This is a genomic window from Cupriavidus sp. MEYA8 (genome assembly GCF_059278825.1).
Window position 1 is genome coordinate 508,044 of the sequence record NZ_CM181222.1, and the last position, 25,764, is coordinate 533,807.

Consider the following 25,764-nt stretch of genomic DNA (forward strand, 5'->3'; position numbering starts at 1 on the left):
AGCAGGACCGGGGCCGCCATCAGCTGCGCCTGCCCTCCCGTCGCAGAGCGGAAGCGCCATTCAGGCCGCCGGCCACGCGCCGGTGGCAGCCAGGACCGGCGAGTATTCGCGCAACTGCCAGCGCATCGGCAGCACCGACGGGCGCCGCATCACCTGCTCGACATGCAGCCGCACCAGCCGCTCCGCCCCGGCGAATGTCGCCAGCTCGGCGCCGTCCCAGATCACTTCGGCATGGCCACCGACATGGAGCAGCGCGCCTTCGGCAAAATCGGGCACCACCAGCCCGGCGCGTGGGTTCTGCAGCAAGTTGCCGACGGTATTGAAGAAGTTGTTGCCGTTGAAATCCGGGAAGGTGAGCGTGCCATCGCCGTCCACGCGGATAAAACCCGGCTTGCCGCCGCGGTGCGATACATCGACGCCGCCGGTGTGCGCGCCCTCCTCCGGCGAGGCAGCATGGCTGGTGGCAATGAACAGCGTATCGGCGGCCCGCAGCCACGCTGCCGCGGCGTCGTCCAGCACCGTGCCGTGCCATGCGGGCACGGGAGCTCCCGGTTGAGCCATGGTGCCTTCGCGCAGCTGGATATAACGCGGGCAGTTGCCGAAGCTCTGCTCGACTTCGACCGTGAACCCGCGCTGGTCGCGCGCCACGATGATGCCGTTCATCCGGTTGCGCCGGCGCGTGGACAGCTCGATGCCCAGCAAGCCAACGCTCGCACCGTGCTCCAGGGCCTGTTCCAGCGGATCGCCAGGCAGCGGCAAGGAGTCGATGCGCAAGTGCGTGGCATCGGGGCTATATGCAAACCCCGGCGCACCGGCAAGCACCGATGCCCACGGCAAGCCACCGGCATCGACCGCGCCAACCAGCAGGATCGGCAGCTGGGCATAGAAGTCGCGATGCTGTGCGGGCATTTCGCCGCGGATCACGCGCGCGCCGGCCGCAGCCATGCGCTCGCGCTTGCCGGCGCGCTCCTGCGCGGCCAGTTCCCCGGCGTGGAAAGGCAGGCCGGCATGCGGCCAGACGGGCAATTCCATGATGGACTCCTTGGCTGATGCAGCCGGCGCTCGCGCGGCGGCGTCCGGTTATCCGGCCTCAGGCAGCCCTGCCGGGCCGGGATACGATCATCGGCACGAAGCCGGGCAGCGCCTCGATGCGGCGCAGCCACGCGTTCAGTGCGGGATACGGCGCCAGGGGCACGTTGCCTTCTTCGGCGCGGGCAATGTAGCTGTAGGCGGCGACGTCGGCGAGCGTGGCATGGCTGGCTGCCAGGAACGGCTGCTCGGCCAGCAGGGATTCCATCAGCACGAACAGGCGCTGCGCGCGCGCGATGGCGTCGTCCAGCGGCACCGGCCGGCCGAACAGCACGCCCAGGCGCGCCGCGGCGGGGCCGAAGGCGATTTCCCCGGCGGCCACCGACAGCCAGCGCTGCACGCGCGCGGCTCCGACCGGGTCGCGCGGCAGCCAGCGGCCATCGTCATAGCGCGTGGCCAGGTAGACCAGGATCGCGTTCGAATCGCCGATCACCGCGCCGTTGTCGTCCAGCACCGGCACCTGCCCGAAGGGATTGAGCCGCAGGAACGGCTCGCGATGCTGTTCGCCGCCGCGCAGGTCGACGTCGACCAGCCGGTACGGCAGTCCCAGCAGCGACAGGAACAGTTCGGCGCGATGGGCGTGGCCCGAGAGCGGCGAGCGATAAAGGACGAGCGGAACGCGGGGCTCGGCGGGATGGCTGGCGGCTTGCATGACACACTCCTCGGGGGTTGGGATACCGGGATTCTGGACGCGAAAGGCGCTGCAATAAATGGGGCGCCTGATATTTGACTACTCCAAAAATCGGAGTAATGTGTGGCGCCATGGACAAGCTTCGAGCCATGCAGACCTTCGTGCGCATCGTCGACGCGGGCAGCCTGACTGCCGCCGCGGCGACTCTGCACACTTCCCTGCCCGCGGTGGTGCGCACACTGGCCGCGCTCGAGTCCGAGCTGCAGGTGCGGCTGCTCAACCGCACCACGCGGCGGCTGTCCCTGACCGGCGAGGGGCGCAGCTACCTGGACAGCTGCCGGCGCATCCTGGCCACCATCGATGAAGTCGAGGCCGGCCTGACCGCCAGCCATGTCGAGCCCAGCGGCCAGCTCACGCTGACCGCGCCGGTGCTGTTCGGGCAGATGTATATCGCGCCGGCAGTCACGCGCTTCGTGCAGCGCTATCCGCGCGTGCGCTGCCGCATGGAATTCACCGACCGCGTGGTGAACCTGCTGGAAGAAGAACTCGACGTCGGCGTACGCATCGGCCCGCTGGCGGATTCGACCCTGGTGGCGCAGCCGGTCGGCCATATCCGGCGCGTGGTGGTGGCCACCCCCGCCTACCTGCGCAAGCATGGCACGCCGCGCCATCCCGACGACCTCGCGCGCGCCAATTGCGTGCGCTTCACCGGCAATGCCGCGCACTGGTGGACGTTCCAGGAAAACGGCAAGCCGTTCCAGGTGCAGGTGACGGGCAACCTCGAATTCAACCAGACCGCGCCGGCCGTGGCCGCTTGCGCGGAAGGCGCCGGCTTCGGCAATTTCCTGTCGTACCAGGTGGCGCAACTGGTGCAGGCGCGCAAGCTGCGCATTGTGCTGGAGACGTTCGAGCAGCCCGCCTGGCCGTTGTCGCTGATCTATCCGCATGCGCGCTTGCTGCCGGCGCGCACGCGCGCCTTTATCGACTGGATGCGCGACGACCTCGGTCCGCGCTTTCGCTGAGACAGCGTTCCCGCGGTGCGCGAGAGCAAGACCAAGACGCAGAGATGCCGATTCCATGCCCCTGGCCAGCGCTCCAACTCCGACGGGCTTCGGCGCCCGCTTGCGCCACCTCATCCGCCGACCCAGCGGCAATGCGCTGCGCGCGGCGGTGCTTGGCGTCAACGACGGCCTCGTCTGCCTGGTGATGGGGCTGGAGGGCGCGGCCGCCACGCGTGAAGCCGTGATCCTGGCAGGGCTCGCCGGCCTGACCGCGGGTGCCTGCTCGATGGCACTGGGCGAATGGCTGTCGGTCACCAACAGCCGCGAGATGAACAACAAGCGGCTGCGCGACATGGCGCAACAGATCGCGCACGATACCGCCCGCGCGCGGCAGCGGCTGGTGGCGGTGCTGTCTGGCAAAGGCATGCCTCCGGCGGATGCGGAACGTGCCGCCGACGAGATCATGCGCGATCCGCGCGCCACGCTCGATATGGTATTCGGCTCGCTCTGATGCTGCCCGCCAGGGTATCCACGACGCGGAGCAACAGGCATGCGTACCTTGCGCGCACGAGTGGCGACCCACCCGTTCGCAGCGACCGGCCACCCGACAAAAGCCTTGACGCCGCGCGGCGCGCACCGGTATTTTTCAAAAGCGAATCTGCATTCGAATACGGAAAATCCCTATGCCAGCGACGTCGTCCGGCCTTCCGGCCACCTCTTCCTTCCCCCGTATCGATACGCCCTCGATCCTGCAGCCGCCGCGGCAGCGGCGCGCGCGCGAGACCGAGCAGGCGCTGCTCGGCGCGGGCCGTGAACTGCTGGCGAAGCGCGATTTCGCCGCGGTTTCGGTGGCCCAGATCGCCGCTGCGTGCCAGGTGTCGGTGGGCGCTTTCTATGGCCGCTTCCGCGACAAGATGGCTTATTTCGAGGCATTGCGCGCGCTGGTGATGGAGGAAACCTCGGCATCGATCGACCGTTACCTCGCGCAGGAGCGCTGGGAAGACGTGCCGACCGCCATACTGCTAGACAAGGCCGCGCGCTTCATGGTGCTGGGCACGCTGGCCAATCGCGGCGTGATGCGCGCTTCGCTGCGGCATGCCTCGACGAAGCCGGAAGAGTGGCAGCCGCACCGCCAGAATGGCGAAGCGATCGTCGAGCGGATGGTGCAGTTGCTGGTGCCACGGCTGTCGCTGCCCGCGGATATCGCCGATCTGCGTGTGCGCTTTGCCATGCAGGCGGTCTTTAGCGTGCTGGTCAATGCGGTGCTGAACGATTCGGGGCCGCTGCATCTCGACGATGAGCGAATGATCCCCGAACTGAGCCGCATGATGGCGGGGTACCTCGGCGTCACAGGCAACGCCCAGGCCTGAATTCGCGCCGTAGTGCAGTCTGGTAATGCAGCGCGCCCATGGCCGCTATGAATTCGGTGGTGCTTGCTTGGCGGCGGCGCACGTCCTCTCTAGAATGCGTCCACGCTGACTGCATCCACGCCCACTGATACCGCACATGGCCACGCTTTTCCTCGTCCGCCACGGACAAGCCTCGTTTGGCGCCGCCAACTACGATTGCCTGTCGGAGACAGGCCGCCAGCAGGCGCGCTGGCTGGGCGAGTATTTCAGCGAGCGCGGCTTGCGCTTCGCACGCGTGGCCGCGGGCAACCTCGTGCGGCAGCAGGACACCGCGCGCGAGATCCTGGCCGCGATGGGCCAGCCGCAAGCGGAAATTGCCACGCATACCGGCCTGAACGAATATGACGGCGAGGCGCTGTACCGCTGCCACACCGGCGGCGCCGACCATCGCGCCCACCAGAACGGCGATTACAACGACTACTGGCGCACTTTCCGCGCCGCCTACCATGCCTGGACCCAGGATGGGCTGACCGACATGACGGAAAGCTGGGCCGATTTCGGCGCGCGCATTGCCGGCGCGCTGACGCAAGCCTGCGAAGGCACCACGCGCGAAGACGCCATCCTCGTGGTCAGCTCCGGCGGCGCCATCGGCCGCGCCACGGCCGACCTGCTCGGCGCCCCCGCGGCCACTGCCATCGAAATGAACCTGCAGTTCCGCAATACCGCGTTCTGCGAAATCATCGTCGGCCGCGGCGTGCAGCGCTTGCTGAGCTTCAACAATATCCCGCACCTGGACCGGCCGGAACGCCGCAGCGCGCTGACCTTCGCCTGAAGGCCACAGGCACCACGCGCAACAATGACAAACCCGCCTGACGGCAGGTTTCTGTTTGGCGTGGAATGCGGCGGCAATCGCTCCGGCAACTGGCGCGGGCACTTTGACATGCCCGCGCCGCCGGTCCTTCTCCCTTTACTACCTTTTCTGCTGCATTCCTGCTCGGGCGCCCGACACGGACGCCAGTGCCTTACAGGCGTTCGACGATGGTCACGTTGGCCAGCCCGCCGCCTTCGCACATGGTCTGCAGGCCGTAGCGCTTGCCGTGCGTATGCAGCGCATGCACCAGCGTCGTCATCAGCTTGGCGCCCGAGCCGCCCAGCGGATGGCCCAGCGCAATCGCGCCGCCATGCACGTTGAGGCGCTCCGGATCGGCGCCCGTTGCCTGCAGCCAGGCCAGCGGCACCGGTGCGAAAGCTTCGTTGACTTCGAACAGGTCGATGTCGTTGATGCTCAGGCCGGCCTTCTTCAGCGCGTGCATGGTCGCCGGCAGCGGCGCTTCGAGCATCACCACCGGGTCGTGGCCGATTACGGTCATATGGTGCACGCGCGCCAGCGGCTTGACGCCGAGCTTCTTCAGGCCAGCCTCGTTGACCACCAGCAGGCCGGCGGCGCCGTCGCAGATCTGGCTCGACGAGGCAGCGGTCACGCGCCCGCCTTCGGCGATCAGCTTGACCGCGCCGATGCTGTCCATCGTGGCGTCATAGCGGATGCCTTCGTCCGCGGTATGCATTTCGCCGTTGGCGCCCTCGGCGGTGCGCACTTCGACCGGCACGATCTCGGCGTTGAAGCGGCCCGCCCTGGTCGCTGCCGCGGCGCGCTGGTGGCTGAGCAGCGCGTAGGCATCGAGCTGCTCGCGCGACAGGTTGTACTTGCGCGCAATCATCTCGGCGCCGGTGAACTGGCTGAACTGCACGCCGGGGTAGCGCGCCTCGACGCCCGGGCTCTTGGGCACGCCGAAGCCGTTCTTGGCCGGCAACTGCGACGACAGGCCCATCGGCACGCGTGTCATGCTTTCCACGCCGGCCGCGATCACGATGTCCATCGCGCCCGACATCACCGCCTGTGCGGCAAAGTGCAGCGCCTGCTGCGACGACCCGCACTGGCGGTCGACCGACGTGCCCGGCACGCTTTCAGGCAGCCGCGACGCGAGGATGGCGTTGCGCGCCACGTTGCCAGCCTGCTCGCCGACCTGGCTGACGCAGCCCATGATGACGTCTTCGACCAGCGCGGGATCGGCGCCGGTGCGCTCGACCAGCGCATCGAGCACCTGCGCGGCGAGGTCGGCCGGATGCCAGCCCGACAGCTTGCCGCCCTTGCGCCCGCCGGCGGTCCGTGCCGCGGCGACGATATATGCCTCTGCCATTTGATCTCCTTGTTCGGTGCCAGCCGCCCCGCGGCCGGCCGGTGCTTGATGCGGGGTGCCGGCGGCTGCCGGCAGGTTGGACCCTATTGTTGTCCCGGGCCGGCCGGCCAGCGTCGTCGGAAGCGACGAAGTTGGCCGGCCGCCTCAGGGCGATGTCAGGGCGATGTCAGGGCCAAGTCAGCGCGGTGTCAGCTGCGCGGGCCGAGCACCGCGAAGATCGCGGTGGCGCGCAGCAGGCAGCGCTCGCCGCTGACCAGCCGGCAGCTGCCGTAGCGCAGCCGCGAGCCGAGCTTGTCGAACTCCACGCGCGCCTCGACCCAGTCGCCCAGGCGCGCCGAGTCCAGGAAGTCCAGGCTCAGGTTGGCGGTGACCGCGCTCTTCTCGCGGCCGGTCTCCAGCGACATCATCATGCCGATGGCGGTATCGGCCAGCGTCGCCAGCATGCCGCCGTGCGGGATGCCGAGGTTGTTGAGATGGCTCTCGTCGATGCGCACCGCCAGCGTGCGGCGTTCGCGGTTCAGGTAAAGCTGGCCGAAGTTGGCCATGTAGCCTCCCGGCTGCCGCAGCGGCACGAAGCCCTCGGGCACGGCAGAGCCACTGGAGCTTTCGGCCGCCTGCGGCATCGCCGCCTCGATTCCGGCTTCAGCCATGGCGTCAGGCGAAGTAGCGCGAGGCCGAGCCAAGTTGCTCGCGGCATTCGCGGACCATGCGTGCGAGCAACTCCTCGCAGCTCGGCACGTCGTCGATCAGGCCCACGCACTGGCCGGCGCTGATGATGCCGCCGTCGGTCTCGCCCGCTTTCAGCGCTGCCTTGCCGCGCACACCGGCAACCAGGTGCTTGACGTCTTCGAACTGCGCACCGCCGGGGCGGCGCTCGATGCTCACGACCTCATCCGACACGGCGTTCTTCAGCACCCGTGCGGTGTTGTGCAGCGTGCGGAAGATCAGGTTGGTGTCGCGCTCGCTGGCCTGCACCAGCGCCCGCTTGACGTTGTCGTGGATCGGCGCTTCCTGGGTGGCGCAGAAGCGCGTACCCATGTTCACGCCCTCGGCGCCGAGCACCAGCGCGGCGGCCATGCCGCGGCCGTCGGCGATGCCGCCCGAGGCGATCACCGGCACCGACAGCTTGCGTGCCGCCAGCGGGATCAGCACCATGCCGGGGACATCGTCCTCGCCCGGGTGGCCGGCGCACTCGAAGCCGTCGATCGACACCGCGTCGACGCCCAGGCGCTCGGCCGACTGGGCATGGCGGATCGCCACGCACTTGTGGATCACCTTCATGCCTGCGGCCTTGGCGCGCGCGATGTGTTCCCTGGGGTTGTTGCCGGCGGTCTCCAGCACCTTGACGCCGTTTTCGATGATGACGTCGAGGTAGCGCGCGTATGGCGGCGGGTTGATCGAAGGCAGCAGCGTCAGGTTCACGCCGAATGGCTTGTCGGTCATATCGCGGCAGCGGCGGATTTCCTCGCCCAGCGCCTCGGGGGTCGGCTGCGTCAGCGCGGTGAGGATGCCCAGCCCGCCGGCGTTGGAGACGGCAGCGGCCATCTCCGCATAGCCGACCCATTGCATGCCGCCCTGGATGATCGGGTAGCGGATGCCAAGCAGTTCGGTGATTCGAGTCTTCATGATTGTCCTTTTTGCTGTCAGCTAGCGGGCCTTGCCGGCGTTCGGGCCAGTCTACGGCGCGCGCGTGCGCGATGCTTCGTCGGAAGCGACGATTGCGGGCGGCGCATTCTGCACTAGTGTTGGCTGCCCCCGCGCCGTTCCGGGCCCTTGCCGCCCTCCGGCCCGCGGCACCCGCCCCCTTCCCTCAGCAGGAGTCGCCATGACGCAAGCCACGCCTTCGTTCGAAACCCTGCGCTACGCCGTCGAAGACGGTGTCGCCACCATCACGCTGCATCGCCCGGACCAGCTCAACGCCTTCACCGCGCAGATGATGCAGGACCTGATCGCCGCCTTCGACGCCACCGATGCCGACGACAACGTCCGCGCGGTGATCGTCACCGGCTCGGGCCGCGCCTTCTGCGCCGGTGCCGACCTGTCCGGCGGCAGCTCGACCTTCGATTTCGAGAAGCGCTATGGCGCCAGCCCCGACACCGCGCACCGCGACGGCGGCGGCCGCGTGTCGCTGCGCATCTTCCGCAGCCTCAAGCCGGTGATTGCCGCGGTCAACGGCGCCGCGGTCGGCGTGGGCGTGACCATGCAGCTGCCGATGGACATCCGGCTGGCCTCGACCGACGCCAAGTTCGGCTTCGTGTTCGCGCGCCGCGGCATCACGCCCGAGGCCGCATCATCGTGGTTCCTGTCGCGCGTGGTCGGCGTTTCGACGGCGCTGGAATGGTGCTATACGGGGCGGGTGTTCTCGGCGCAGGAGGCGCATGAGCGCGGGCTGGTGCGCTCGCTGCACGCGCCCGAAGACCTGCTGCCGGCAGCGCGGGCGATCGCGCGGGAGATTGCGGACAACGCCGCGCCGGTCTCGGTCGCGATCTCCCGCCAGCTGATCTGGCGCATGGCCGGGGCCAGCCACCCCATGGAGGCGCACAAGCTCGACAGCCGGGCGATCCAGTCGCGCGGGCGCTCCGCCGACGTCAAGGAAGGCGTCAGCGCATTCCTGGAAAAGCGCCTGGCCGCGTTCCCCGACACCGTCTCGCACGACCTGCCGGACTTCTTCGACTGGCGCGGCGAGCCGCCGTTCGCCTGAAGCGCCTGAAGCCGGCGCCACCACGTACCCACCGGAGTCAGCATGAAAGTCAGTCAAGCCGTCGCCAGCCGCAAGTCCGTTCGCGGCTTCCTGGACAAGCCCGTGCCAGCCGACACCATCCGCCGCGTGCTCGACGCCGCGGCGCGCGCGCCGTCGGGCGGCAACCTGCAGCCGTGGCATATCCACGTGATCGGCGGCGAGGCGCTGGAGCGCTTGCGCGGCATCATGCGCGAGCGCATCGCGCACACGCCCAAGGGTGAAGACCGCGAATACAACGTCTATCCGCCCGAACTGGTTGCGCCTTATCGCGACCGGCGCTTCGAGGTGGGCGAGGCGCTCTACCACTACCTTGGCATCCCGCGTGAAGACAAGGCGCGGCGCCTCGCCCAGTTCGCCAGCAACTTCACGTTCTTCGGCGCGCCGCTGGCGCTGTTCTGCACCGTGGACCGGCGCATGGGTCCGCCGCAGTGGTCGGACCTGGGCATGTACCTGCAGACCGTGATGCTGCTGCTGCGCGAGGAAGGGCTCGACAGCTGCGCGCAGGAATGCTGGGCGATGTATCCGGAGACCATCGGCAGCTTCCTGCAGCTGCCGGCCGAGCGCATGCTGTTCACCGGCATGGCGATCGGCTTCGAGGATCCCGAGGCGCCGGCCAACCAGTTGCGCGCGGCGCGCGCACCGCTGGCGGAGTTCGCCGAGTTCATCGGCATCTGAGAACTGGCACCGCGCGCAGTTACGCACGCGGCGCCAGGATCAGAGCAGCCCCAGCTGCCGCGCGATCGCCACCGCCTGGGTGCGGTTGCTGGCGTGCAGCTTGGCGCTGATATTGCGCAGGTGCGTGCGCACCGTGGTCTCGGACACGAACAGGCGCTCGGCCATGGCGACATTGGAAAAGCCTTCCGCCAGCAACTGCAGCACCTTCTGCTCCTTGGGCGTCAGCGGCTCCACCAGCGCCGGCGGTGCGGGGCGGCCGGCCGCCCCGCCAGGCGCTTCGCCGGCTTGCTGGCCGCATGCATGCAGCAGTTTTTCCACGTAGGCGGATGGCAGGCTGGCGCCCTGGCGGGCGCAGGCGTCGGCCACCAGCCGGCGCACGTCGTCACCTTCGTCGGCGAAAATCCGCACGAAGCCCTCGGCTGCCCCGAAGCGCAACGCCTCGCCCATCACCACCAGCGCATGCGTGCCGTCGCCGCTGCGCTGGCACGCCTGTGCCAGCAGGATGCGCAGCTTGAGCGCGCGGCGCATCAGCTGGTTGCTGGTGGCGGCCGCCAGTTCGCGCTCGATCGCGTCGCGTACCTGCGCCCCCGGGCGGGCATGCACGTCCAGCCGCAGCCTGCCGACAAAAATGTCCTCGACGTCGCTGGCAAACGAGCTGACGCCCGGACGCGTGCGCCACAGCGCCGGGTCGGCGGCGCGCTCGATCGCCTCCTGCGCGGCGTGCACGTTGCCCTGGCGCAGCGCCAGCCGCGCGCGCTCCAGCATCGCCGCCATCACCAGCCGGGTCAGGCCGCGGTGGTGGCCGAGCGCCTCCAGCTGCGCCAGCCATTCATGGGCCTGGTCGGTCTCGCCACGCTCGAAGGCGATGCGGGCCAGCACGGTATGGCCGGTGATGATCTGGTCCGGCAGGCCGAGGTCGCGCGACAGCGGCAGATACACGGTAAGCAGCCGGCTGGCGCGGTCGGTATCGCCGCTCTCGTACAGCCCTTCGGCCAACAAAATGCCGGCCATGGCGTTGCCGTTGGTCGGGCCGAAGCGGTTCGGCAGCATCGTGCGCGCGGCGATGCGGAAGCGCCCGAGCGCCTGCTGCAGCCGTCCCTGGCGCAGGTCGATCAGGCCTTCGACCGATTCGGAGAAGATCTTGTTGAAGTTGCTGTCCGAGCCGCGCACGGCCTGGCGCGCGATCTGGAGCAGCCGGCGCGCCTCGGGATAGTCGCCGATGACCGCGGCCAGCCGCGCCATCGACGTACCCAGGATCGCATCCGGGAAGGCGTAGCCCATCGGCAGCGGCGGCACCTCGTTGCGGGCGAAGGCACGCGCGTCGTCGAAGCGGTCCATCATGTTGAGCAGCACGTGGCGCAGCGCGCGGATATGCGCGAGCAGGTCGCCGGCCGCGCCTTCGGTCGGGATCGCCTGCAGCAGCGCGATCGCGTCGGCCGGGCCGCGCGTGAATGACACCGCCCACGCATGCGCGATCTGCAGCTTGGGCCAGCGGGCCAGCTGTTCGGCCGGTACCGCCTCCAGCCAGCGCGTCAGCAGCCGCATGCGGCCCTGCCCCAGCAGGTCATCGACGGCGCTGTCCAGCAATTCCAGCGCATGGCCCAGCGCGCCGGCCGCGAGTGCGTGCTCGATGGCGGGCACCGGGCGGCCCTGAGATTCGTACCAGCGCGAGGCAGCCAGGTGCAGTGGCGGCACGGCGTCGGGCATCGACTGCGCCAGCTGGCCGCGCAGGAAGCCGGAAAACAGGCTGTGATAGCGGTACCACTGCTCCGCTGCCGCGCCGGTGCCGCGCTCGCCGTAGCGCTCGCTCTCCAGCGGCAGCAGGAACAGGTTGGCGCGCTCCAGCCAGGCCAGGATTTCGTCGCTGCTGCCGGCGCCGCCCCCGGATGGCGGAGCGGCCTGGCAGACCGCGTCGCACAGCGGGCCGCAGAGCTGGTCGAGGATCGAGGTCCGCAACAGGAAGTCCCGCACCGCATCGGGCAGGTGCAGGAAGACGTCTTCGACCAGATAGTCGGCAATTGCCGCGTTGGAGCCGGAAAAGCCGGCAATGAACCCCTCGGGCTGGCTGCGCCGCTCCATCGCCACCGAAGCCAGCCACAATGCCGTGGCCCAGCCTTCGGTGCGCCGGTGCAGCGCGCTGATCGCGGCTGGCTGCAATTTGAGCCCACGGGCCTCGCGCAGGAAGGATTCGGTCTCGCTGGCGCTGAAGCGCAGTTGCGCGGGCTCGATCTCGAGCAGCTCGCCGCGCGCGCGCAGCCGGCCCAGGCCGCTCTCCGGCACCCAGCGCGTACCGATTACGACACGGCAGCCCGGCGGCAGGCTTTCGACCATCTGCCACACCAGGCCGCTGACGGCGGCGTTCTGGATCGATTCGAAGTCGTCGAGGAACAGCGTGAAGGCGCCGCTGTGGCTGCCCAGCCGGTCGATCAGCGCGAGCGCCTGCTCGCCGGGATCCTGCATCAGCCCGGAGCGGGGCGGCTGGGCCGCTGCGCCGAGCGCCTGCGCGATGGCGGCCTCGACCGAGCCCAGGAAGCGGGTGGCATCGTTGTCGGAGCGGTCAAGGGTGAGCCAGGCGGTGCGCCCGCCCGCGGCTTCCAGGCGCGCACGGCACTGGAGCATGGCGGTGGTCTTGCCAAAGCCTGCGGGCGCGCGCACCAGCACGAGCTTGACGAAGTCCGCGGCGCACACGGCGTCGCAGATCGACGCGCGCTCGACCTGGAACGGCGTCAGCAGCGGTGGACGCAGCTTGGCGGCCAGCGCAGCGGCGCCGGTGGCGGACGGCATGCGCCGCCCGGTCTCCTCGATACTTGCCATTGGCGATTTGTCGTCTTCCGCGCCGCAGCGCCCTTGCGGCAATGCGAAGGGCAATGCGAAGCGATGCGCCCGCCCGCGCAGCAGCGCGGGCGGGCGTGACTGTGATGGAACACGGAATTATGGCGTAAACGCGCGCGGCCGCGCGCCGCCGAGGGTTCGGGGTCTCTTCAGGCGGCCTTCCGGCTGGATTAAGGGGCTCCCGGACCGCAGCGCCGCTGCGCTCGCCGGGCACAAGCCGGATGCCGGCGCCGCCTTCACACCAGCTTGTTGCCGTGGCCGGTCCAGTAGCGGTCGCGCAGCAGCCGCTTGAGCAGCTTGCCGGTCGGCAGGCGCGGCAGCTCGGACTCGAAATCGACCGAGCGCGGGCATTTGATGGTGGACAGGTTGGCGCGGCAGAACGCGATCAGCTCGGCTGCCAGTTCCGGCCCGGCCTGCGCCATGTCGGCCGGCTGCACCACAGCCTTGACCTCTTCGCCAAAATCCTCGTTAGGTACCCCGATCACCGCCACGTCAAGCACCTTGGGGTGCGTCATCAGCAGGTTCTCGGCTTCCTGCGGGTAGATGTTGACACCGCCGGAGATGATCATATTGGCCTTGCGGTCGGTCAGGAACAGGTAGCCGTCGGCATCGGCATAGCCGACATCGCCGATGGTGCTCCAGTCCGGATGCCGGGGATGGCGCGATTCGGCCGTCTTGGCCGGGTCGTTGTGGTATTCGAAGGCGCGGCCTTCGGCAAAATAGATGGTGCCGGGCTCGCCGGGCGGTTGCAGTTCGCCGTCGGGGCCGCAGATGCGCAGCTTGCCGACCATGGCCCGGCCGACGGTGCCCTTGCGCTGCAGCCATTCCTGGGTGCTGACCACGGTCACGCCGTTGCCTTCGGTGCCGGCGTAATACTCCCAGATCACCGGCCCCCACCACGCGATCATCGCCTCCTTGACCTGCACCGGGCATGGCGCCGCGGCATGGATCGCCACGCGCAGCGACGACACGTCATAGGCCCGGCGCTGTGCCTCGGGCAGTTTGAGCATCCGCGAGAACATCGTCGGCACCAGCTGCGTATGCGTGATGCGGTGCTGCTGCACCAGTTGCAGGTATTTCTCCGCGTCGAAATGCTCCATCACCACCGCGGTGCCCCCCAGCGCTTGCACCGACATGTTGTAGCGCAGCGGCGCGGCATGGTATAGCGGCGCCGGCGACAGGTAACGGGTCTCGGCATCGAAGCCATAGAGCCGCTGGCACAGGCTGGTCAACGTGGTGGCATCCTCGATGCGCGGGCTGCCCGGCGGCGCGAATACGCCTTTGGGCCGGCCCGTGGTGCCCGACGAATAGAGCATGTCGCCGCCAGTCACCTCGTCCGCGACGCGCGTCGTCGGGCAGCTTGCCAGGGCCGGTTCATAGGCGTCGTAGCCGGGCACCGTGCCGTCCAGCATCAGCCGGCGCTTCAGCGCCGGCGTCTGCGCCACCAGCGCGGCCGCGATCTCCGCCTGGGCGTGCGTGGTCACCAGCACCTGCGCGGCGCTGTCGTTGACGATGTAGGCGGCATCGGCCGCGTTCAGCTTGGTGCTCAGGCAGATATAGACGATGCCGCTGCGTTGCGCGCCCCAGCATAGCTCGAACATGCGCGGATGGTTCTCCAGCATGAACGCCACACGGTCGCCAGGGCGCAGGCCCAGCGTGCGGAACAGGTGCGCCACCTGGTTCGAGCGCTCGTCCAGCTCGCGGTACGTGACGACTGCGCCGCTGCTGCCCATGATGACGGCCGGCTTCTCCGGCGTGCGCTGCGCGTGGATGGACGGATGCATGGCGTTGGGCTCCTCGACAGGGGTTCGCTGGATTGGGATGGTGATCCCGCATTCTGTGAACGACCCGCCGGTTCAACCATCGTCGGAAGCGACGAAGCGTGGCGCCGGCATTTTGATGCGGCGCCGCATGAAACGAGCAAGTGCGGGCGTTGAGCGGCGCCTGCGCACCTTCGTCCGATGCGACGATGCGCCGCCCGTCGGCGTGCCCGGATCATGCTGACGCAAACTATCGCAGCCACGCCATCCCCCATTCCCGAAGGAGCCGAGGTGGATTTCAAGTTCAGCGAAGAACAATCGATGCTGCGCGACACGCTCGCGCGTTACCTGGCCGACCACTACGCTTTTGAAGCGCGCCGCGCCGCGGTCCAGTCCGCAACGGGCTGGCGGCCCGATTGCTGGCGTGCGTTCGCGCGCGACCTCGGCATCCTGGGCGCGGGCTTTGCCGAGTCGGTCGGCGGGCTGGGCGGCGGCGCTGCCGAGCACATGATCGTGATGGAACAGTTCGGCCGCCACCTGGTGCTCGAACCTTATCTCGGCACCGTGGTGCTGGCTGGCGGCGCGCTGGCGCAAGGCAGCCCGGAACTGGCGGCGCAGTGGCTGCCCGCCATCATCGGTGGCGAGGTCACCGCGGCCTGGGCGCATGCCGAGCCCGCCAGCCGCTATTGCCGGCATGACGTGCAAGCCAGCGCCACGCGCGCTGGCGACGGCTACAAGCTGAGCGGACACAAGCACGCCGTGGTGGGCGCGCCTTCCGCGTCGCACCTGGTGGTCAGCGCCCGCACCGCTGGGGCGCGCCGCGACCGCGAGGGCATCAGCCTGTTCTGGATCGCACGCGACACGCCCGGCGTGACCCTGCGCGAATATCCCACCTTCGACGGCATGCGCGCGGCCGAGGTGCTGCTCGATAACGTACAGGTGCCGGCCAGCCAGCGCATCGGCGCAGAAGGCGAGGCCTTAGCGCTGATCGAGCGGCTGTGCGACCACGCCCTGGTCGCGCTGGCCGCGGAAGCCAACGGCGCGATGGCGCGCATGCTGGCCGACACCATCGACTACGCACGCCAGCGCAAGCAGTTCGGCGTGCCGATCGGCACGTTCCAGGTGCTGCAGCACCGCATGGCCGACATGTATATGCAGCTGGAGCAATCCGTGGCACTGACGCAGGTCGCGGCGATGCAGGCCGACGGCGCGCAGGCGGACTTTGCGCAGGCGGCGTGCGCGGCCAAGGTCCAGGCCGGCCAGGCCGGGGCCTTCGTCGGCCAGGGCGCCGTGCAGATCCACGGCGGCATGGGGGTCACGGAGGAGCTGGCGGTGGGCCACTATTTCAAGCGCGTCACGGCGATCGACCTGCAGTTCGGCTCGGCCGAGCACCACCTGCGCCGCTACGCCGACCTGCTCTATCCCGTCGCGGCCTGAACCGCCAACCCCTGACGACTACCCCAGCGAGGCCCGTCGATGCATCTCGATTTTTCCCCGCAAGACCAGCAATTCCGTGAAGACGTGCGCGCCTGGATCACCGAGGCGTATGACGACGAACTGCGCGCGATGATGGCGCAGTCCAAGAACGGCTATCTCGACAAAGCCGGCCAGGTGCGCTGGCAAAAGGCACTGCATGCGCGCGGCTGGGCCGCGCCCAACTGGCCGCAGGAATACGGCGGCCCGGGCTGGACGCCGACGCAGCGCTTTATCTTCCAGTCCGAGCTGGCCACGGCCGGCTGCCCGCCGGTATCGCCGATGGGGCTGAAGATGGTGGCGCCGGTGCTCATGAAATACGGCACGCCGGCGCAAAAGGCGCGCTTCCTGCCGCCGATCCTGGCATCGGACGTGTGGTGGTGCCAGGGTTATTCAGAGCCCAATTCCGGCTCTGACCTCGCGTCCTTGCAGCTGCGCGCCGATCCCGGCACCGACAGCGACGGCGAGCACTACATCCTCAACGGCTCCAAGATCTGGACGACGCATGCGCAGTGGGCCGACTGGATGTTCTGCCTGGTCCGCACCAGCCGCGAGTCGAAGCGGCAGGAAGGGATCTCGTTCCTGCTGCTCGACATGCATACCCCCGGCATCACGGTGTCACCTCTGCCGACGCTGGACGGCCCGGTGGCCGGGCAACAGGAAGTGAACCAGGTCTTCTTCGAGAACGTGCGCGTACCGGCGGAGAATCGCATCGGCGACGAAGGCAAGGGCTGGACCTATGCCAAGTACCTGCTGGAGTTCGAACGCGGCGGCACCTACAGCCCGATGCTGCGCAAGCAACTGGCCAAGGTGGCGCAGATCGCCGCCGAGCAGACCGCCGACGATGGCGGGCGGCTGCTCGACGACCCCTCCTTCCGGCGCAAGCTGGCCACGCTGCACGTGCGCACCGCCGCGCTGGAGGCGGTCGAACTGCGCGTGTTTTCGGGCGTGGAATCGGGCACGTCGATCGGGGCCGCGTCGAGCATGCTGAAGCTCACCGGCACGGAGACGTTGCAGGCCGTCAGCGAGCTGGCGGTCGAGGCCGCCGGTCCCGCGGCATTGCCGTTCGTGCAGGACACCTGGGCCGGAATCCAGGGCCGCGAGGCCGCGCTGCGCGTGGGGCCGGACTATGCGGCCGTGCTGGCGCCGCGCTACTTCAACTACCGCAAGGCGTCGATCTACGGCGGATCAAACGAGATCCAGCGCAATATCATCGCCAAGCTAGTGCTGGGGCTTTGACGTGGCGTGCCGGCAGGTTGGTCCTGCCGGCTGGGCCTCAGACAAATTCCTTCAGGAACGCCAGCCTGGCGTCAGCCGATACCTGGGCGTGAACTGCCGCCTGCAGCGTCTGCGACGGCAGCCAGGGATACGGCAAGGCAGCCTGCAAGGCCGCCAGCATGGCCGCGCCGGCATCCGGCACCACGTCCATCCGCGCGATATGGATGTGCAGGCTGCCGATGCGGTACGTCCCATCTTGCTGCCGCGCAAAGCCCCAGCGGTAGACGCCCTTCCCCGCGCGCAAGGTATGCGCCGCCTTCTCGCGCATCAGCACCAGCCACGGCACCGTCAGCGTGGCTCCCGCCTCCGCCAGCGACAGGTCGCCGACGTAGTAGGTCCGGCAGCGGTCGAAGGTCTGCGCGAAGTCAGTCACCAGCGTCGCCGCGATCGCCGCGGCGCCTTCGGTCTTTGCCGGGAAGCTGATGGTGTCGGTGTCGATCGAGAAGGTCAGCGTCGCATCTTGCGCGAACGCCTCGTGGATCAGCGCGGGACGGTTGTTGTCCTTGGCCTCGACATAGCTGGCCAGCAGCGCTTGCGCTTCGGGTAGGGAGATCGGGTTCATACAGGCAACGCGTTGGCGTAAAAAGTGAGGCCGGGCAGCACGGCAGGCCGCGCGGCGAGTTTGGTAGAATTTGGCACAAAGCTTGCATTACAAGCTAATTGAACAATCCGCCGATGGCTACGACTCCTGCAAACAAGACCCTGACAATCACGCATCCGGCTTGCCTGATCGATGGCTCGGACCGCGAGTTCCGGCACCTCGTCAATGGCCTGCTGCCGTTTGCCGCGCGGCTGCTGTCGGTGCGGGACGGCTTTGGCAACCTGGTCGGGCTGACCGGCGTGCAATATTCGCTGATCCGCTCGATCGCCCACCTGTCGCAGCAGGGCGAGGTGACGGTGAACCAGCTGGCCGACCACCTGCACCTGAGCGGGCCGTTCATCACCATCGAGACCGGCAAGCTGAAGAAGCTCGGCCTGATCGACAAGAAGGCGCACCCCGACGACAAGCGCAAGATGCGCCTGACCATCACCACGGCGGGCAACAAGCTGCTCAATGAACTGCTGCCGGTGCAGCAGCAGATCAATGACGTGCTGTTCGACGGCGTCACGCGCACCGAATTCAAGGTGCTGTGCTCGGTGGTCGATCGCCTTGTCGCCAACGGCGACCGTGCCGCGCTCGACCTTGAGCACCTGCAGGCGCGCCGCCTGAAAGGCTAGGGACATGCCCCTGTCAATGCGCGGCCCATTGCACCGTGCCGACATCGATGCCCTCCTGATGCATCTCCCATAGCGGGCTGAGCTCGCGCAGCTTCGACACCGTGGCGCTGACCTGGCGGATGACTTCGTCGACTTCGGCCCCGGTGGTGTAGCGGCCCAGCGTGAAGCGGATCGAGCTGTGCGCCAGCTCGTCGCTGCGGCCCAGCGCACGCAGCACGAACGACGGTTCCAGCGAGGCCGAGGTACAGGCCGATCCCGAAGACACCGCCACGTCCTTGATGCCCATGATCAGCGACTCGCCTTCGACGTAGTTGAAGCTGATATTCAGGTTGTGCGGGATGCGGTGTTCCAGGCTGCCGTTGACGTAGACCTCGTCCAGCCGCGACAGGCCCGCCAGCAGCCGGTCGCGCAGCGCACCGACACGGCGTCCTTCCTCTTCCAGTTCCAGCCGCGCCAGCCGGAACGCCTCGCCCATGCCCACGATCTGGTGCGTCGGCAAGGTACCGGAACGCATGCCGCGCTCATGGCCGCCGCCGTGGATCTGCGCCTCCAGCCGGATGCGCGGCTTGCGGCGCACGTACAGCGCGCCGATGCCCTTGGGCCCGTAGACCTTGTGCGCGGTCACGGTCAGCAGGTCGATCTTCAGCGCCGCCAGGTCGATGGGGATCTTGCCGGCGGCCTGCACCGCGTCGCAGTGGAACACGATGCCAGCAGCGCGGCAGATCTCGCCGATCCGCGCGACCGGCTGGATCACGCCGATCTCGTTGTTGACCATCATCACCGACACCAGGATGGTGTCCGGCCGCAGCGCCGCGCGCAGGACATCGAGATCGACCAGGCCGTCCGTTCCCACATCGAGATACGTCACCTCGAAGCCTTGCCGCTCCAGTTCGCGGCAGGTATCGAGCACGGCCTTGTGTTCGGTCTTGACCGTGACGATGTGATTGCCCTTGCCGCGGTAGAAATGCGCCGCGCCCTTGATCGCGAGGTTGTTGCCTTCGGTGGCGCCGGAGGTCCAGACGATCTCGCGCGGGTCGGCATTGAGCAGCGCCGCGACGTGCGCGCGCGCGGTTTCCACCGCCGCTTCCGACTGCCAGCCATAGCTGTGGCTGCGCGATGCCGGGTTGCCGAACTGCTGGTGAAGGAACGGCACCATCTTGTCGACGACGCGGAGGTCCACCGGCGTCGTCGCGCTGTAGTCCATGTAGATGGGAAGGTTGTCTTGCTGGTTTTGCATGGGGCGCATTCCTGGCTGCGGAGGGAGTACGACCGGGGGAGAAAGTGAAACCGCGCGAACCGCGCGAACCCGCTGGTCAGGGAAAGTGCGGCCGAGTCTAGCACCGGGCCGCGCGGCCGGGGGCGGGCCGCCATGCTGCCGATAGGGTTGCTCCGTGCTGTCGCACGCGCCATCCGCAACGCCCCAACCCCCAATTCCACTTCCCGAAAACCTTTGTGCCACAAGGCTTTCCGGCATTCACGCGGCGGCGCAGCGTGCGCGCCAGGCTCCTCGCCTAGGGTTTCCACCAACTTGAATACCGCAGTTTGTTAGCATTCAATGAAACCTAAGTTACAAAGCTAATTAAGAAAACAAACCGCGGCAGCCACAGCGGTTGCCCAAACATGCGTAGGAGTCGTGATGGCTGAGTCATCTGTCGATCAGGGCGTCGTAACGGACGCCGATGCGCAGCGCCGCTTTCGCAACGCGCTGGCCATGTTCGCCACCGGCGTCGCCGTGATCACCGCGCCGCGCGCCGGCGAGGTCCCGGTCGGCATCACGGTGGCGTCGTTCAACTCGGTATCGCTGGATCCGCCGCTGGTGCTGTTCTCGGTCGATCGCCGCTGCCTGAGCCTGGCTGACCTGCGCAGCGCGCCGCGCTACGCGGTCAACGTGCTGGCCGAGGCGCAGCAGGATCTCTCGAACCGCTTTGCCCGCGCCAGCTCGGGCAAGTGGGATGGCATCGACTTCGGCAACGTCAGCGACAGCCATGTGCTCTTGCCAGACACGCTGGCGACGTTCGAGTGCGAGCCCTATGCGATGCATGACGGCGGCGACCACGTGATCTTTATCGGTCGGGTGGTCCGCCATCAGGCCCGGCATGACGGCCGGCCGCTGATCTTCTTTGGCGGCAAGTACCGGGCGCTGGAATACAGCCCCACCGCGGCCTGAACCCAACAACACAAGCAGTCAGCTACAGGAGAACGACATGATCAAGACCGGCACCCAGCACATCGCCATGCTGCGCGATGGGCGCGAAGTGTACCTCGATGGCAAGCGCGTCACCGACGTCACGGCGCACCCCGCCTTCCGCAACTCGATCCGCAGCTATGCCAATCTCTACGACTTCCAGGCGCGTCCAGAGAATGCCGACAAGATGACTTTCCGGCCCGAAGGCAGCGACCGGCGCGTCAGCCGCATCTGGGAGCTGCCCACCAGCTACAACGAACTGGTCGAGCGCCGCGAGATGCTGGAAGCCTGGACCGCGCTGCACTACGGCTTCATGGGCCGCTCGCCCGATCATGTCGCGTCGTGCATCTCCGGCATGTACATGGGCATCGACGTGCTCGAGCAGGCCGATCCGGCGCGCGCCGGCGCCTTGCGCGACTACTACCGCTACGCCCGCGACAACGACCTGTTCCTCACCTATGTGATCGTCAACCCGCAGGCCAACCAGGCCAAGGCGGCGCACGAGCAGGAAGACAAGTACCTGGCGGTGGGCATCGTCGACCAGGACGCGGAAGGCATTACCGTGCGCGGCGCCAAGATGCTCGCCACCAGCGGCATCATGGCCAACGAAGTGTTCTGCAGCTGCATCCAGCCGCTGCGCGAGGGCGACGAGATGTATGCGCTGTCCTTCGCGGTGCCGATGAACAGCAAGGGCCTGAAGGTGATGTCGCGCAAGTCGTACGAGGCCAGCGCCACCTCGGTCTTCGACAACCCGCTGGCGAGCCGCTTCGACGAGAACGATGCGGTGCTCTACTTCGACGACGTCAAGGTGCCCTGGGAACGGATCTTCGTCGCGGGCGACGTCGCTATGTGCGCGAAGCAGTTCCATGCCACGCCGGCGCACGTCTACCAGAACTACCAGTGCCAGGTGCGGCTGATGGTCAAGCTGCGCTTCCTGGTCGGCCTGGCGCACCGCATCACCGAGATCAACGGCACTGCCGGCTTCCCGCAGGTCAAGGAGCTTCTGGGCCAGCTCGCCGCCGAGGCAGGCATGGTCGAGGCCTGGGTCTATGGAATGGAAGCGAAGGGCCAGGTCAACCAGAACGGCTACTTCATTCCCGACCGCGGCATGCTGTACGGCTCGCAGGTGGTGACGCAACAGCTCTACGCCAAGGTGCTGAACACGCTGCGCGAGCTGGCCGGCGGCGGCATGATCATGCTGCCCTCCAGCATCGAGGATTTCGCCAATCCCACGCTGGCCGACATCATCGCCAAGACGCAGAAATCGCCGGTGTGCAGCCCGGAGGAGCGCGTCAAGTTCTTCAAGCTCGCCTGGGACGCGGTCGGCTCCGAGTTTGCCTCGCGCCACAACCAGTACGAGATGTTCTACGCCGGCGCCACCTTCGTCACCAAGGGCCATGCCTACCGCACCTACGACTGGAAGCGCGCGTCGGGCCTGGTCGACAGCATGCTCGGCAGCTATTCCCTGCAGGACGAACTGGCCCGGCTGCCGCAGGCCGCCTGACCCGCTCCCCTCCCGTTCCCCACCCTTGCCTCGATAACGGAGATCAGCATGGCGATCAACAAACTTCACGACGAGTTCCATACCCTGGACCTGGCCTCCGGCTGGGAAGTGCCCGAAGGCTACCCCGCCGGCATCCAGCAGAAGATCCTGTCCGGCGCGCTGGACGAAAGCGGCCGCCGCGGCAGCCGTACCCGCCTGCTGCGCTTCGACGCGGGCATCTTCACCAGGGCGCCGTTCGTCCACGACTACTGGGAGGAGGTGTACCTGCTCAGCGGCGACCTGACCGTCGGCAACGATGCCAACGGCGACGGCGGCGAAGCCTTCGCGCCCAATACCTACGCCTGCCGCCCTCCCGGCGCGTTCCACGGCCCGTTCCGGTCCAACGGCGGCTGCATGCTGCTGGAAATCCACTACTACGACCCGGCCTGATCATGGAAGCGACCGTAGCCACCGCCAGGCGCCAGCTTGCCGACGGCAGCGCCAATGCGCTGTCCCTGCTGGCCTCCTGTGTCGAACGCATCTGCAATCCGGGCGGCGAAGGCGCGCGCGTCTTCCCGCACGGCGTCAGCATGGCCGCCCGCAAGCAGGCGCAGGCCAGCGACATGCTGCGCGAACAGGGCGTGGCCGGTGCCCTTGCGGGGGTGCCGGTGTCGGTGAAGGACCTGTTCGACGTGCAGGGCGATGTGACCCGCGCCGGCGCGAAGGTACTGCCGGAACGCGCCGCCAGCGCCGATGCCCCGGCCATTGCGCGGCTGCGCGCCGCGGGCGCGGTCTTCGTCGGCCGGACCAACATGACCGAGTTCGCCTATTCCGGCGTCGGCATCAACCCGCACTACGGTACGCCGCGCAACCCGTTCGACCGGCAAGCCGGGCGCATTCCGGGCGGCTCGTCGTCCGGCGCTGCGGTCTCGGTAACCGACGGCATGGCGCTGGCCGCGATTGGGTCGGACACTGGCGGCTCGTGCCGCATCCCGGCAGCGCTGTGCGGGATCGTCGGATTCAAGCCCAGCGCGAGCCGGGTGCCGCTGCAAGGCGCGGTGCCGCTGTCGCCCAGCTACGACTCGGTCGGCTGCCTGGCCAATACCGTGGCGTGCTGCGCCGCCGTCGACGCGGTAATGGCCGGCGCAGCGCCGCCCGCGGCGCCGGCCAGCCTGGCCGGACTGCGCCTGGCCGTGCCCGGCGGGATGGTGCTGGATGCCATCGACTATGCGGTAGCGCAGGCGTTCAGCGACGCCCTGCGCCGGCTTTCCGCCGCCGGCGCGCTACTGCACGACGTGGACTTCGACACCTGGGGCCAGCTCGGCGACCTCGGCCACGGCGGCGGGCTGGTGGCCGCCGAGGCCAGCGCCTGGCACGGCAAGCTGATGGCGGCGCACGCCGACCGCTACGACCCGCGCGTGCTGTCGCGCATCCGGCTGGCCGACGGGCAGCTCGCCGCCGACTACCTGCGCATGCGCGACCGCCGCACCGCGCTGTGCCGGCAGGCGGATGCCGAACTGGCGGGCTTCGATGCCGTGGTGCTGCCAACCGTGCCGATCCTGGCGCCGCGCATCGCCGACCTCGATGACGACAACGCCTTTTTCGCCACCAACCGCCTGCTGCTGCGCAACCCCGCCATCGCCAACATGCTCGACCTTTGCGCGCTGTCGGTCCCTTGCCATCGCCCTGGCGAAGCGCCGGTGGGCCTGATGCTGTTCGGCCGGCACGGCGCCGACCGCAGGCTGCTGGCGATCGGCATGGCCGTGGAAGCGGCGCTGCGGCAGTGCCACAGGTAGCCGCAGCCTGAGCAGTACTCACTATTCCTACAAAACCCAAGGAGACAACATGCCTGATATCCGCATCGGCGCGGCCGCGCTCGCCTGCGCCGCCCTCATCTCGGGAACCGCCGTGGCGGCCGATCCCGCCCCCGTCAGCGATGGCGTCGTCAAGATCGGCGTGCTCACCGACATGTCGTCCATCTTTTCCGATATCGGCGGCAAGGGCTCGGTGATCGCCGCGCAGATGGCTGTCGACGACTTCGGCGGCAAGGTGCTCGGCGCACCCGTGCAGGTGGTCAGCGCCGACCACCAGAACAAGACCGACGTCGCCGCCACGCTTGCGCGCGGCTGGTTTGACAACCAGAAGGTCGATGTCATCCAGGACGCGCTGCCGTCGTCGGTGGCGCTGGCCGTTTCCAACCTGGGCAAGCTCAAGCACAAGATCGTCATTGCCAGTGGTGCCGGCACCACGCGGCTGAGCAACGAGGACTGCTCGCCCTATACGATCCAGTACTCGTACGACACCTACGCCTTCGCCGCCAACACGGTCAAGGCACTGACCCGCCGCGGCGACAACAGCTGGTACTTCCTGACTGTCGACTACGCCCTGGGTGCGTCGCTGGAGAAGGATGGCACCGAGGCGCTGTCGAGTGTCGGCGGCACGCTCAAGGGCAAGGCGAAGCATCCGATCAACTCCGCCGACCTGTCGTCGTACCTGCTGCAGGGGCAGGCGTCCGGCGCCAGCGTGATCGGGCTGGCCAACGCCGGCGCCGATACCGTCAACGCGATCAAGACCGCGGCGGACTTCGGCATCAACGGCAGCAAGCAGCGGCTGGCGGGCCTGCACATGTTCATCAGCGACATCCACAGCCTGGGGCTGCAGGCCGCGCAAGGCATGACGCTGACGACTTCGTTCTATTGGGACCGCGACGACGCCACGCGCGCGTGGTCGCAGCGCTACTTCGCCAAGACCGGCAGGATGCCGACACTGGTCCATGCCGGCGTGTATTCGTCGACCATGCACTACCTGAAGGCGATCCAGGCCGCGCGCACCGACGAAAGCGACGCGGTACTGGCCAAAATGCGCGCCACGCCGGTCAATGACTTCTTCGCGACCAACGGCACCATTCGCGCCGATGGCCTGATGGTGCATGACATGTACCTGGTCGAGGTCAAGCGGCCACAGGAATCGAAGCGCCCGTGGGACTACTACAAGATCAAGAGCGTGATCCCCGCCAGCGAAGCGTTCCGGCCGCTCAGCGCCAGCGCCTGTCCGCTGGTCAAGAAGTAAGCCAACCCGTCCATGCGGCCGGCGCTGACGCTGGCCGCCCCTCCCCCGCACAGAGAGCCCCCGAACATGAAGACCCTTACCTTTGATATCGACAGCCGCCAGGGCAAGTCGCAACGCGCCGTCGCCATTCGCCAGCTGGTGGTGGCGGGATGGACCGGCCGCGACGTCGAGGCCATGGAAGCCCATATCCGCGAACTGGAAGAACTTGGCGTCAAGCGCCCGCCCTACACGCCCGTGTTCTATCGCGTCGCCGCAGAACGGCTGGGCGCCGCGCCGGAGATCCAGGTCAGCGGCGAAGCCAGCAGCGGCGAAGCGGAATTCCTGCTCGTGAACGACGGCGGCGAGATCCTGGTGGGCATCGCCTCGGACCACACCGACCGCGAGGCCGAGATCTATGGCATCACTGTGTCCAAGCAGATGTGCGAGAAGCCCTGTGCGCAGACCCTGTGGAAGCTGGCTGAAGTGGAAGGCCACTGGGACCGGCTGGTGCTGCGCTCTTACGCCACCATCGACGGCGAACGCGTGCTGTACCAGCAAGGCGCGGTGACGGCGATGCGCTCGCCGGCCGACCTGCTCGACCGCTTTGCCGGGCATGGCGGCAGCTTTGGCGAGGGCTCGGCGATGCTGTGCGGCACGCTGCCGGCCATCGGCGGCATCCGCCCGGCGCAGCGTTTCGAGATCGAGCTGGAAGACCCGGTGCTGGGCCGCACGCTGCGCCACGCGTACGCGATCGCGACGCTGCCGGTGGAGGGCTAAGCATGGCGCGCTATCTCTTTCGCCACG

General features: G+C 68.2%; 24 protein-coding genes. 15 read left to right on the plus strand and 9 right to left on the minus strand.

All coding sequences use genetic code 11. The features are described from left to right. Positions 1-60 precede the first annotated feature (60 nt). Both AC5WJ1_RS19450 and AC5WJ1_RS19455 read right to left on the minus strand, forming a co-directional pair. Positions 61-1,032 (minus strand): pyridoxamine 5'-phosphate oxidase family protein, encoded by a 972-nt coding sequence (locus AC5WJ1_RS19450; RefSeq protein ID WP_494476913.1) that lies wholly within the window; start codon positions 1,030-1,032, stop codon positions 61-63. A gap of 58 nt (positions 1,033-1,090) precedes the next feature. Continuing rightward, the gene (locus AC5WJ1_RS19455) at positions 1,091-1,741 is read right to left on the minus strand and encodes a glutathione S-transferase family protein (RefSeq protein ID WP_133098423.1); all 651 of its coding nucleotides are present in this window, start codon (positions 1,739-1,741) and stop codon (positions 1,091-1,093) included. Positions 1,742-1,839: 98 nt separating this feature from the next. Here AC5WJ1_RS19455 and AC5WJ1_RS19460 point away from each other — a divergent pair, with 98 nt between their 5' ends. The 4 genes from AC5WJ1_RS19460 (at position 1,840) to AC5WJ1_RS19475 (ending at position 4,902) form a co-directional block, all read left to right on the plus strand. After that, a complete protein-coding gene (locus tag AC5WJ1_RS19460) occupies positions 1,840-2,742 on the plus strand; it encodes a LysR family transcriptional regulator (protein ID WP_084402443.1) in 903 nt (300 codons plus the stop codon). 100 nt (positions 2,743-2,842) lie between these two features. After that, positions 2,843-3,232: a VIT1/CCC1 transporter family protein gene (locus AC5WJ1_RS19465; protein ID WP_255519971.1), complete on the plus strand. Its 390-nt coding sequence runs from the start codon at positions 2,843-2,845 to the stop codon at positions 3,230-3,232. A 172-nt stretch (positions 3,233-3,404) separates the two neighbouring features. Next, positions 3,405-4,091, plus strand: a complete 687-nt coding sequence (locus AC5WJ1_RS19470) for a TetR/AcrR family transcriptional regulator (RefSeq protein WP_494476914.1) — start codon at positions 3,405-3,407, stop codon at positions 4,089-4,091. Between the two features lie 136 nt (positions 4,092-4,227). Next, entirely contained in the window at positions 4,228-4,902 is a 675-nt protein-coding gene (locus AC5WJ1_RS19475; RefSeq protein ID WP_135703678.1) for a histidine phosphatase family protein, read from the plus strand. Positions 4,903-5,092: 190 nt separating this feature from the next. On the opposite strand, the gene AC5WJ1_RS19480 is transcribed toward AC5WJ1_RS19475, so the two are convergent. The 3 genes from AC5WJ1_RS19480 to AC5WJ1_RS19490 form a co-directional block, all read right to left on the minus strand. After that, positions 5,093-6,268, minus strand: a complete 1,176-nt coding sequence (locus tag AC5WJ1_RS19480) for an acetyl-CoA C-acetyltransferase (RefSeq protein WP_135703677.1) — start codon at positions 6,266-6,268, stop codon at positions 5,093-5,095. 188 nt (positions 6,269-6,456) lie between these two features. Then, positions 6,457-6,918: a PaaI family thioesterase gene (locus AC5WJ1_RS19485; protein WP_133098417.1), complete on the minus strand. Its 462-nt coding sequence runs from the start codon at positions 6,916-6,918 to the stop codon at positions 6,457-6,459. Positions 6,919-6,922: 4 nt separating this feature from the next. After that, positions 6,923-7,897 (minus strand): NAD(P)H-dependent flavin oxidoreductase, encoded by a 975-nt coding sequence (locus AC5WJ1_RS19490; protein ID WP_494476967.1) that lies wholly within the window; start codon positions 7,895-7,897, stop codon positions 6,923-6,925. Positions 7,898-8,093: 196 nt separating this feature from the next. Between AC5WJ1_RS19490 and AC5WJ1_RS19495 the strand changes: the two genes are divergently transcribed. Together AC5WJ1_RS19495 and AC5WJ1_RS19500 are read left to right on the plus strand one after the other, a co-directional pair. Then, the gene (locus tag AC5WJ1_RS19495) at positions 8,094-8,969 is read left to right on the plus strand and encodes a crotonase/enoyl-CoA hydratase family protein (RefSeq protein WP_133098415.1); all 876 of its coding nucleotides are present in this window, start codon (positions 8,094-8,096) and stop codon (positions 8,967-8,969) included. 42 nt (positions 8,970-9,011) lie between these two features. Further along, positions 9,012-9,683 carry a nitroreductase gene (locus tag AC5WJ1_RS19500; RefSeq protein WP_133098414.1) on the plus strand — a complete coding sequence of 224 codons (672 nt, stop codon included), beginning with the start codon at positions 9,012-9,014 and terminating at the stop codon, positions 9,681-9,683. A 39-nt stretch (positions 9,684-9,722) separates the two neighbouring features. On the opposite strand, the gene AC5WJ1_RS19505 is transcribed toward AC5WJ1_RS19500, so the two are convergent. Both AC5WJ1_RS19505 and AC5WJ1_RS19510 read right to left on the minus strand, forming a co-directional pair. Next, positions 9,723-12,497 carry a winged helix-turn-helix domain-containing protein gene (locus AC5WJ1_RS19505; protein WP_135703675.1) on the minus strand — a complete coding sequence of 925 codons (2,775 nt, stop codon included), beginning with the start codon at positions 12,495-12,497 and terminating at the stop codon, positions 9,723-9,725. A 254-nt stretch (positions 12,498-12,751) separates the two neighbouring features. Further along, positions 12,752-14,299, minus strand: a complete 1,548-nt coding sequence (locus tag AC5WJ1_RS19510; RefSeq protein WP_135703674.1) for an AMP-binding protein — start codon at positions 14,297-14,299, stop codon at positions 12,752-12,754. Between the two features lie 267 nt (positions 14,300-14,566). Here AC5WJ1_RS19510 and AC5WJ1_RS19515 point away from each other — a divergent pair, with 267 nt between their 5' ends. Continuing rightward, a complete protein-coding gene (locus AC5WJ1_RS19515) occupies positions 14,567-15,712 on the plus strand; it encodes an acyl-CoA dehydrogenase family protein (protein WP_135704014.1) in 1,146 nt (381 codons plus the stop codon). A gap of 39 nt (positions 15,713-15,751) precedes the next feature. Beyond that, complete coding sequence (locus AC5WJ1_RS19520) at positions 15,752-16,987, plus strand: acyl-CoA dehydrogenase family protein (protein WP_135703673.1); 1,236 nt, start codon at positions 15,752-15,754, stop codon at positions 16,985-16,987. Between the two features lie 37 nt (positions 16,988-17,024). On the opposite strand, the gene AC5WJ1_RS19525 is transcribed toward AC5WJ1_RS19520, so the two are convergent. Continuing rightward, positions 17,025-17,588, minus strand: a complete 564-nt coding sequence (locus AC5WJ1_RS19525; RefSeq protein WP_135703672.1) for a nuclear transport factor 2 family protein — start codon at positions 17,586-17,588, stop codon at positions 17,025-17,027. Between the two features lie 113 nt (positions 17,589-17,701). Here AC5WJ1_RS19525 and AC5WJ1_RS19530 point away from each other — a divergent pair, with 113 nt between their 5' ends. Then, positions 17,702-18,244, plus strand: coding sequence for a MarR family winged helix-turn-helix transcriptional regulator (locus AC5WJ1_RS19530; protein ID WP_133098409.1), 543 nt, complete (start codon positions 17,702-17,704; stop codon positions 18,242-18,244). 13 nt (positions 18,245-18,257) lie between these two features. Here the strand turns inward: AC5WJ1_RS19530 and AC5WJ1_RS19535 are convergent, their stop codons facing one another. Continuing rightward, positions 18,258-19,481, minus strand: coding sequence for an IscS subfamily cysteine desulfurase (locus AC5WJ1_RS19535; RefSeq protein WP_135703671.1), 1,224 nt, complete (start codon positions 19,479-19,481; stop codon positions 18,258-18,260). 399 nt (positions 19,482-19,880) lie between these two features. On the opposite strand from AC5WJ1_RS19535, the gene AC5WJ1_RS19540 reads away from it, so the two are divergent. The 6 genes from AC5WJ1_RS19540 to AC5WJ1_RS19565 all read left to right on the plus strand — a co-directional run bounded on the left by AC5WJ1_RS19540 (position 19,881) and on the right by AC5WJ1_RS19565 (position 25,737). Continuing rightward, on the plus strand, positions 19,881-20,411 hold the full coding sequence (locus AC5WJ1_RS19540) for a flavin reductase family protein (protein ID WP_133098407.1): 531 nt from the start codon (positions 19,881-19,883) through the stop codon (positions 20,409-20,411). Positions 20,412-20,448: 37 nt separating this feature from the next. Next, positions 20,449-21,933 (plus strand): 4-hydroxyphenylacetate 3-hydroxylase family protein, encoded by a 1,485-nt coding sequence (locus tag AC5WJ1_RS19545; protein ID WP_133098406.1) that lies wholly within the window; start codon positions 20,449-20,451, stop codon positions 21,931-21,933. A 48-nt stretch (positions 21,934-21,981) separates the two neighbouring features. Further along, entirely contained in the window at positions 21,982-22,362 is a 381-nt protein-coding gene (locus AC5WJ1_RS19550) for a cupin domain-containing protein (RefSeq protein ID WP_135703669.1), read from the plus strand. Positions 22,363-22,364: 2 nt separating this feature from the next. Continuing rightward, complete coding sequence (locus AC5WJ1_RS19555; RefSeq protein WP_135703668.1) at positions 22,365-23,708, plus strand: amidase; 1,344 nt, start codon at positions 22,365-22,367, stop codon at positions 23,706-23,708. A gap of 49 nt (positions 23,709-23,757) precedes the next feature. Further along, the gene (locus AC5WJ1_RS19560; protein WP_135703667.1) at positions 23,758-24,981 is read left to right on the plus strand and encodes an ABC transporter substrate-binding protein; all 1,224 of its coding nucleotides are present in this window, start codon (positions 23,758-23,760) and stop codon (positions 24,979-24,981) included. A 66-nt stretch (positions 24,982-25,047) separates the two neighbouring features. Then, complete coding sequence (locus AC5WJ1_RS19565) at positions 25,048-25,737, plus strand: DUF2848 domain-containing protein (RefSeq protein WP_133098402.1); 690 nt, start codon at positions 25,048-25,050, stop codon at positions 25,735-25,737. The last annotated feature ends 27 nt before the right edge of the window (positions 25,738-25,764 follow it).

Excerpts from the sequence above, each read along its gene's own strand:
- AC5WJ1_RS19450 (WP_494476913.1), bottom strand. The coding sequence starts at position 1,032 with ATGGAATTGCCCGTCTGGCCGCATGCCGGCCTGCCTTTCCACGCCGGG.
- AC5WJ1_RS19455 (WP_133098423.1), bottom strand. The coding sequence starts at position 1,741 with ATGCAAGCCGCCAGCCATCCCGCCGAGCCCCGCGTTCCGCTCGTCCTT.
- AC5WJ1_RS19460 (WP_084402443.1), top strand. The coding sequence starts at position 1,840 with ATGTGTGGCGCCATGGACAAGCTTCGAGCCATGCAGACCTTCGTGCGC.
- AC5WJ1_RS19470 (WP_494476914.1), top strand. The coding sequence starts at position 3,405 with ATGCCAGCGACGTCGTCCGGCCTTCCGGCCACCTCTTCCTTCCCCCGT.
- AC5WJ1_RS19475 (WP_135703678.1), top strand. The coding sequence starts at position 4,228 with ATGGCCACGCTTTTCCTCGTCCGCCACGGACAAGCCTCGTTTGGCGCC.
- AC5WJ1_RS19480 (WP_135703677.1), bottom strand. The coding sequence starts at position 6,268 with ATGGCAGAGGCATATATCGTCGCCGCGGCACGGACCGCCGGCGGGCGC.
- AC5WJ1_RS19485 (WP_133098417.1), bottom strand. The coding sequence starts at position 6,918 with ATGGCTGAAGCCGGAATCGAGGCGGCGATGCCGCAGGCGGCCGAAAGC.
- AC5WJ1_RS19495 (WP_133098415.1), top strand. The coding sequence starts at position 8,094 with ATGACGCAAGCCACGCCTTCGTTCGAAACCCTGCGCTACGCCGTCGAA.
- AC5WJ1_RS19500 (WP_133098414.1), top strand. The coding sequence starts at position 9,012 with ATGAAAGTCAGTCAAGCCGTCGCCAGCCGCAAGTCCGTTCGCGGCTTC.
- AC5WJ1_RS19505 (WP_135703675.1), bottom strand. The coding sequence starts at position 12,497 with ATGGCAAGTATCGAGGAGACCGGGCGGCGCATGCCGTCCGCCACCGGC.
- AC5WJ1_RS19510 (WP_135703674.1), bottom strand. The coding sequence starts at position 14,299 with ATGCATCCGTCCATCCACGCGCAGCGCACGCCGGAGAAGCCGGCCGTC.
- AC5WJ1_RS19520 (WP_135703673.1), top strand. The coding sequence starts at position 15,752 with ATGCATCTCGATTTTTCCCCGCAAGACCAGCAATTCCGTGAAGACGTG.
- AC5WJ1_RS19525 (WP_135703672.1), bottom strand. The coding sequence starts at position 17,588 with ATGAACCCGATCTCCCTACCCGAAGCGCAAGCGCTGCTGGCCAGCTAT.
- AC5WJ1_RS19530 (WP_133098409.1), top strand. The coding sequence starts at position 17,702 with ATGGCTACGACTCCTGCAAACAAGACCCTGACAATCACGCATCCGGCT.
- AC5WJ1_RS19535 (WP_135703671.1), bottom strand. The coding sequence starts at position 19,481 with ATGCAAAACCAGCAAGACAACCTTCCCATCTACATGGACTACAGCGCG.
- AC5WJ1_RS19540 (WP_133098407.1), top strand. The coding sequence starts at position 19,881 with ATGGCTGAGTCATCTGTCGATCAGGGCGTCGTAACGGACGCCGATGCG.
- AC5WJ1_RS19545 (WP_133098406.1), top strand. The coding sequence starts at position 20,449 with ATGATCAAGACCGGCACCCAGCACATCGCCATGCTGCGCGATGGGCGC.
- AC5WJ1_RS19550 (WP_135703669.1), top strand. The coding sequence starts at position 21,982 with ATGGCGATCAACAAACTTCACGACGAGTTCCATACCCTGGACCTGGCC.
- AC5WJ1_RS19555 (WP_135703668.1), top strand. The coding sequence starts at position 22,365 with ATGGAAGCGACCGTAGCCACCGCCAGGCGCCAGCTTGCCGACGGCAGC.
- AC5WJ1_RS19560 (WP_135703667.1), top strand. The coding sequence starts at position 23,758 with ATGCCTGATATCCGCATCGGCGCGGCCGCGCTCGCCTGCGCCGCCCTC.
- AC5WJ1_RS19565 (WP_133098402.1), top strand. The coding sequence starts at position 25,048 with ATGAAGACCCTTACCTTTGATATCGACAGCCGCCAGGGCAAGTCGCAA.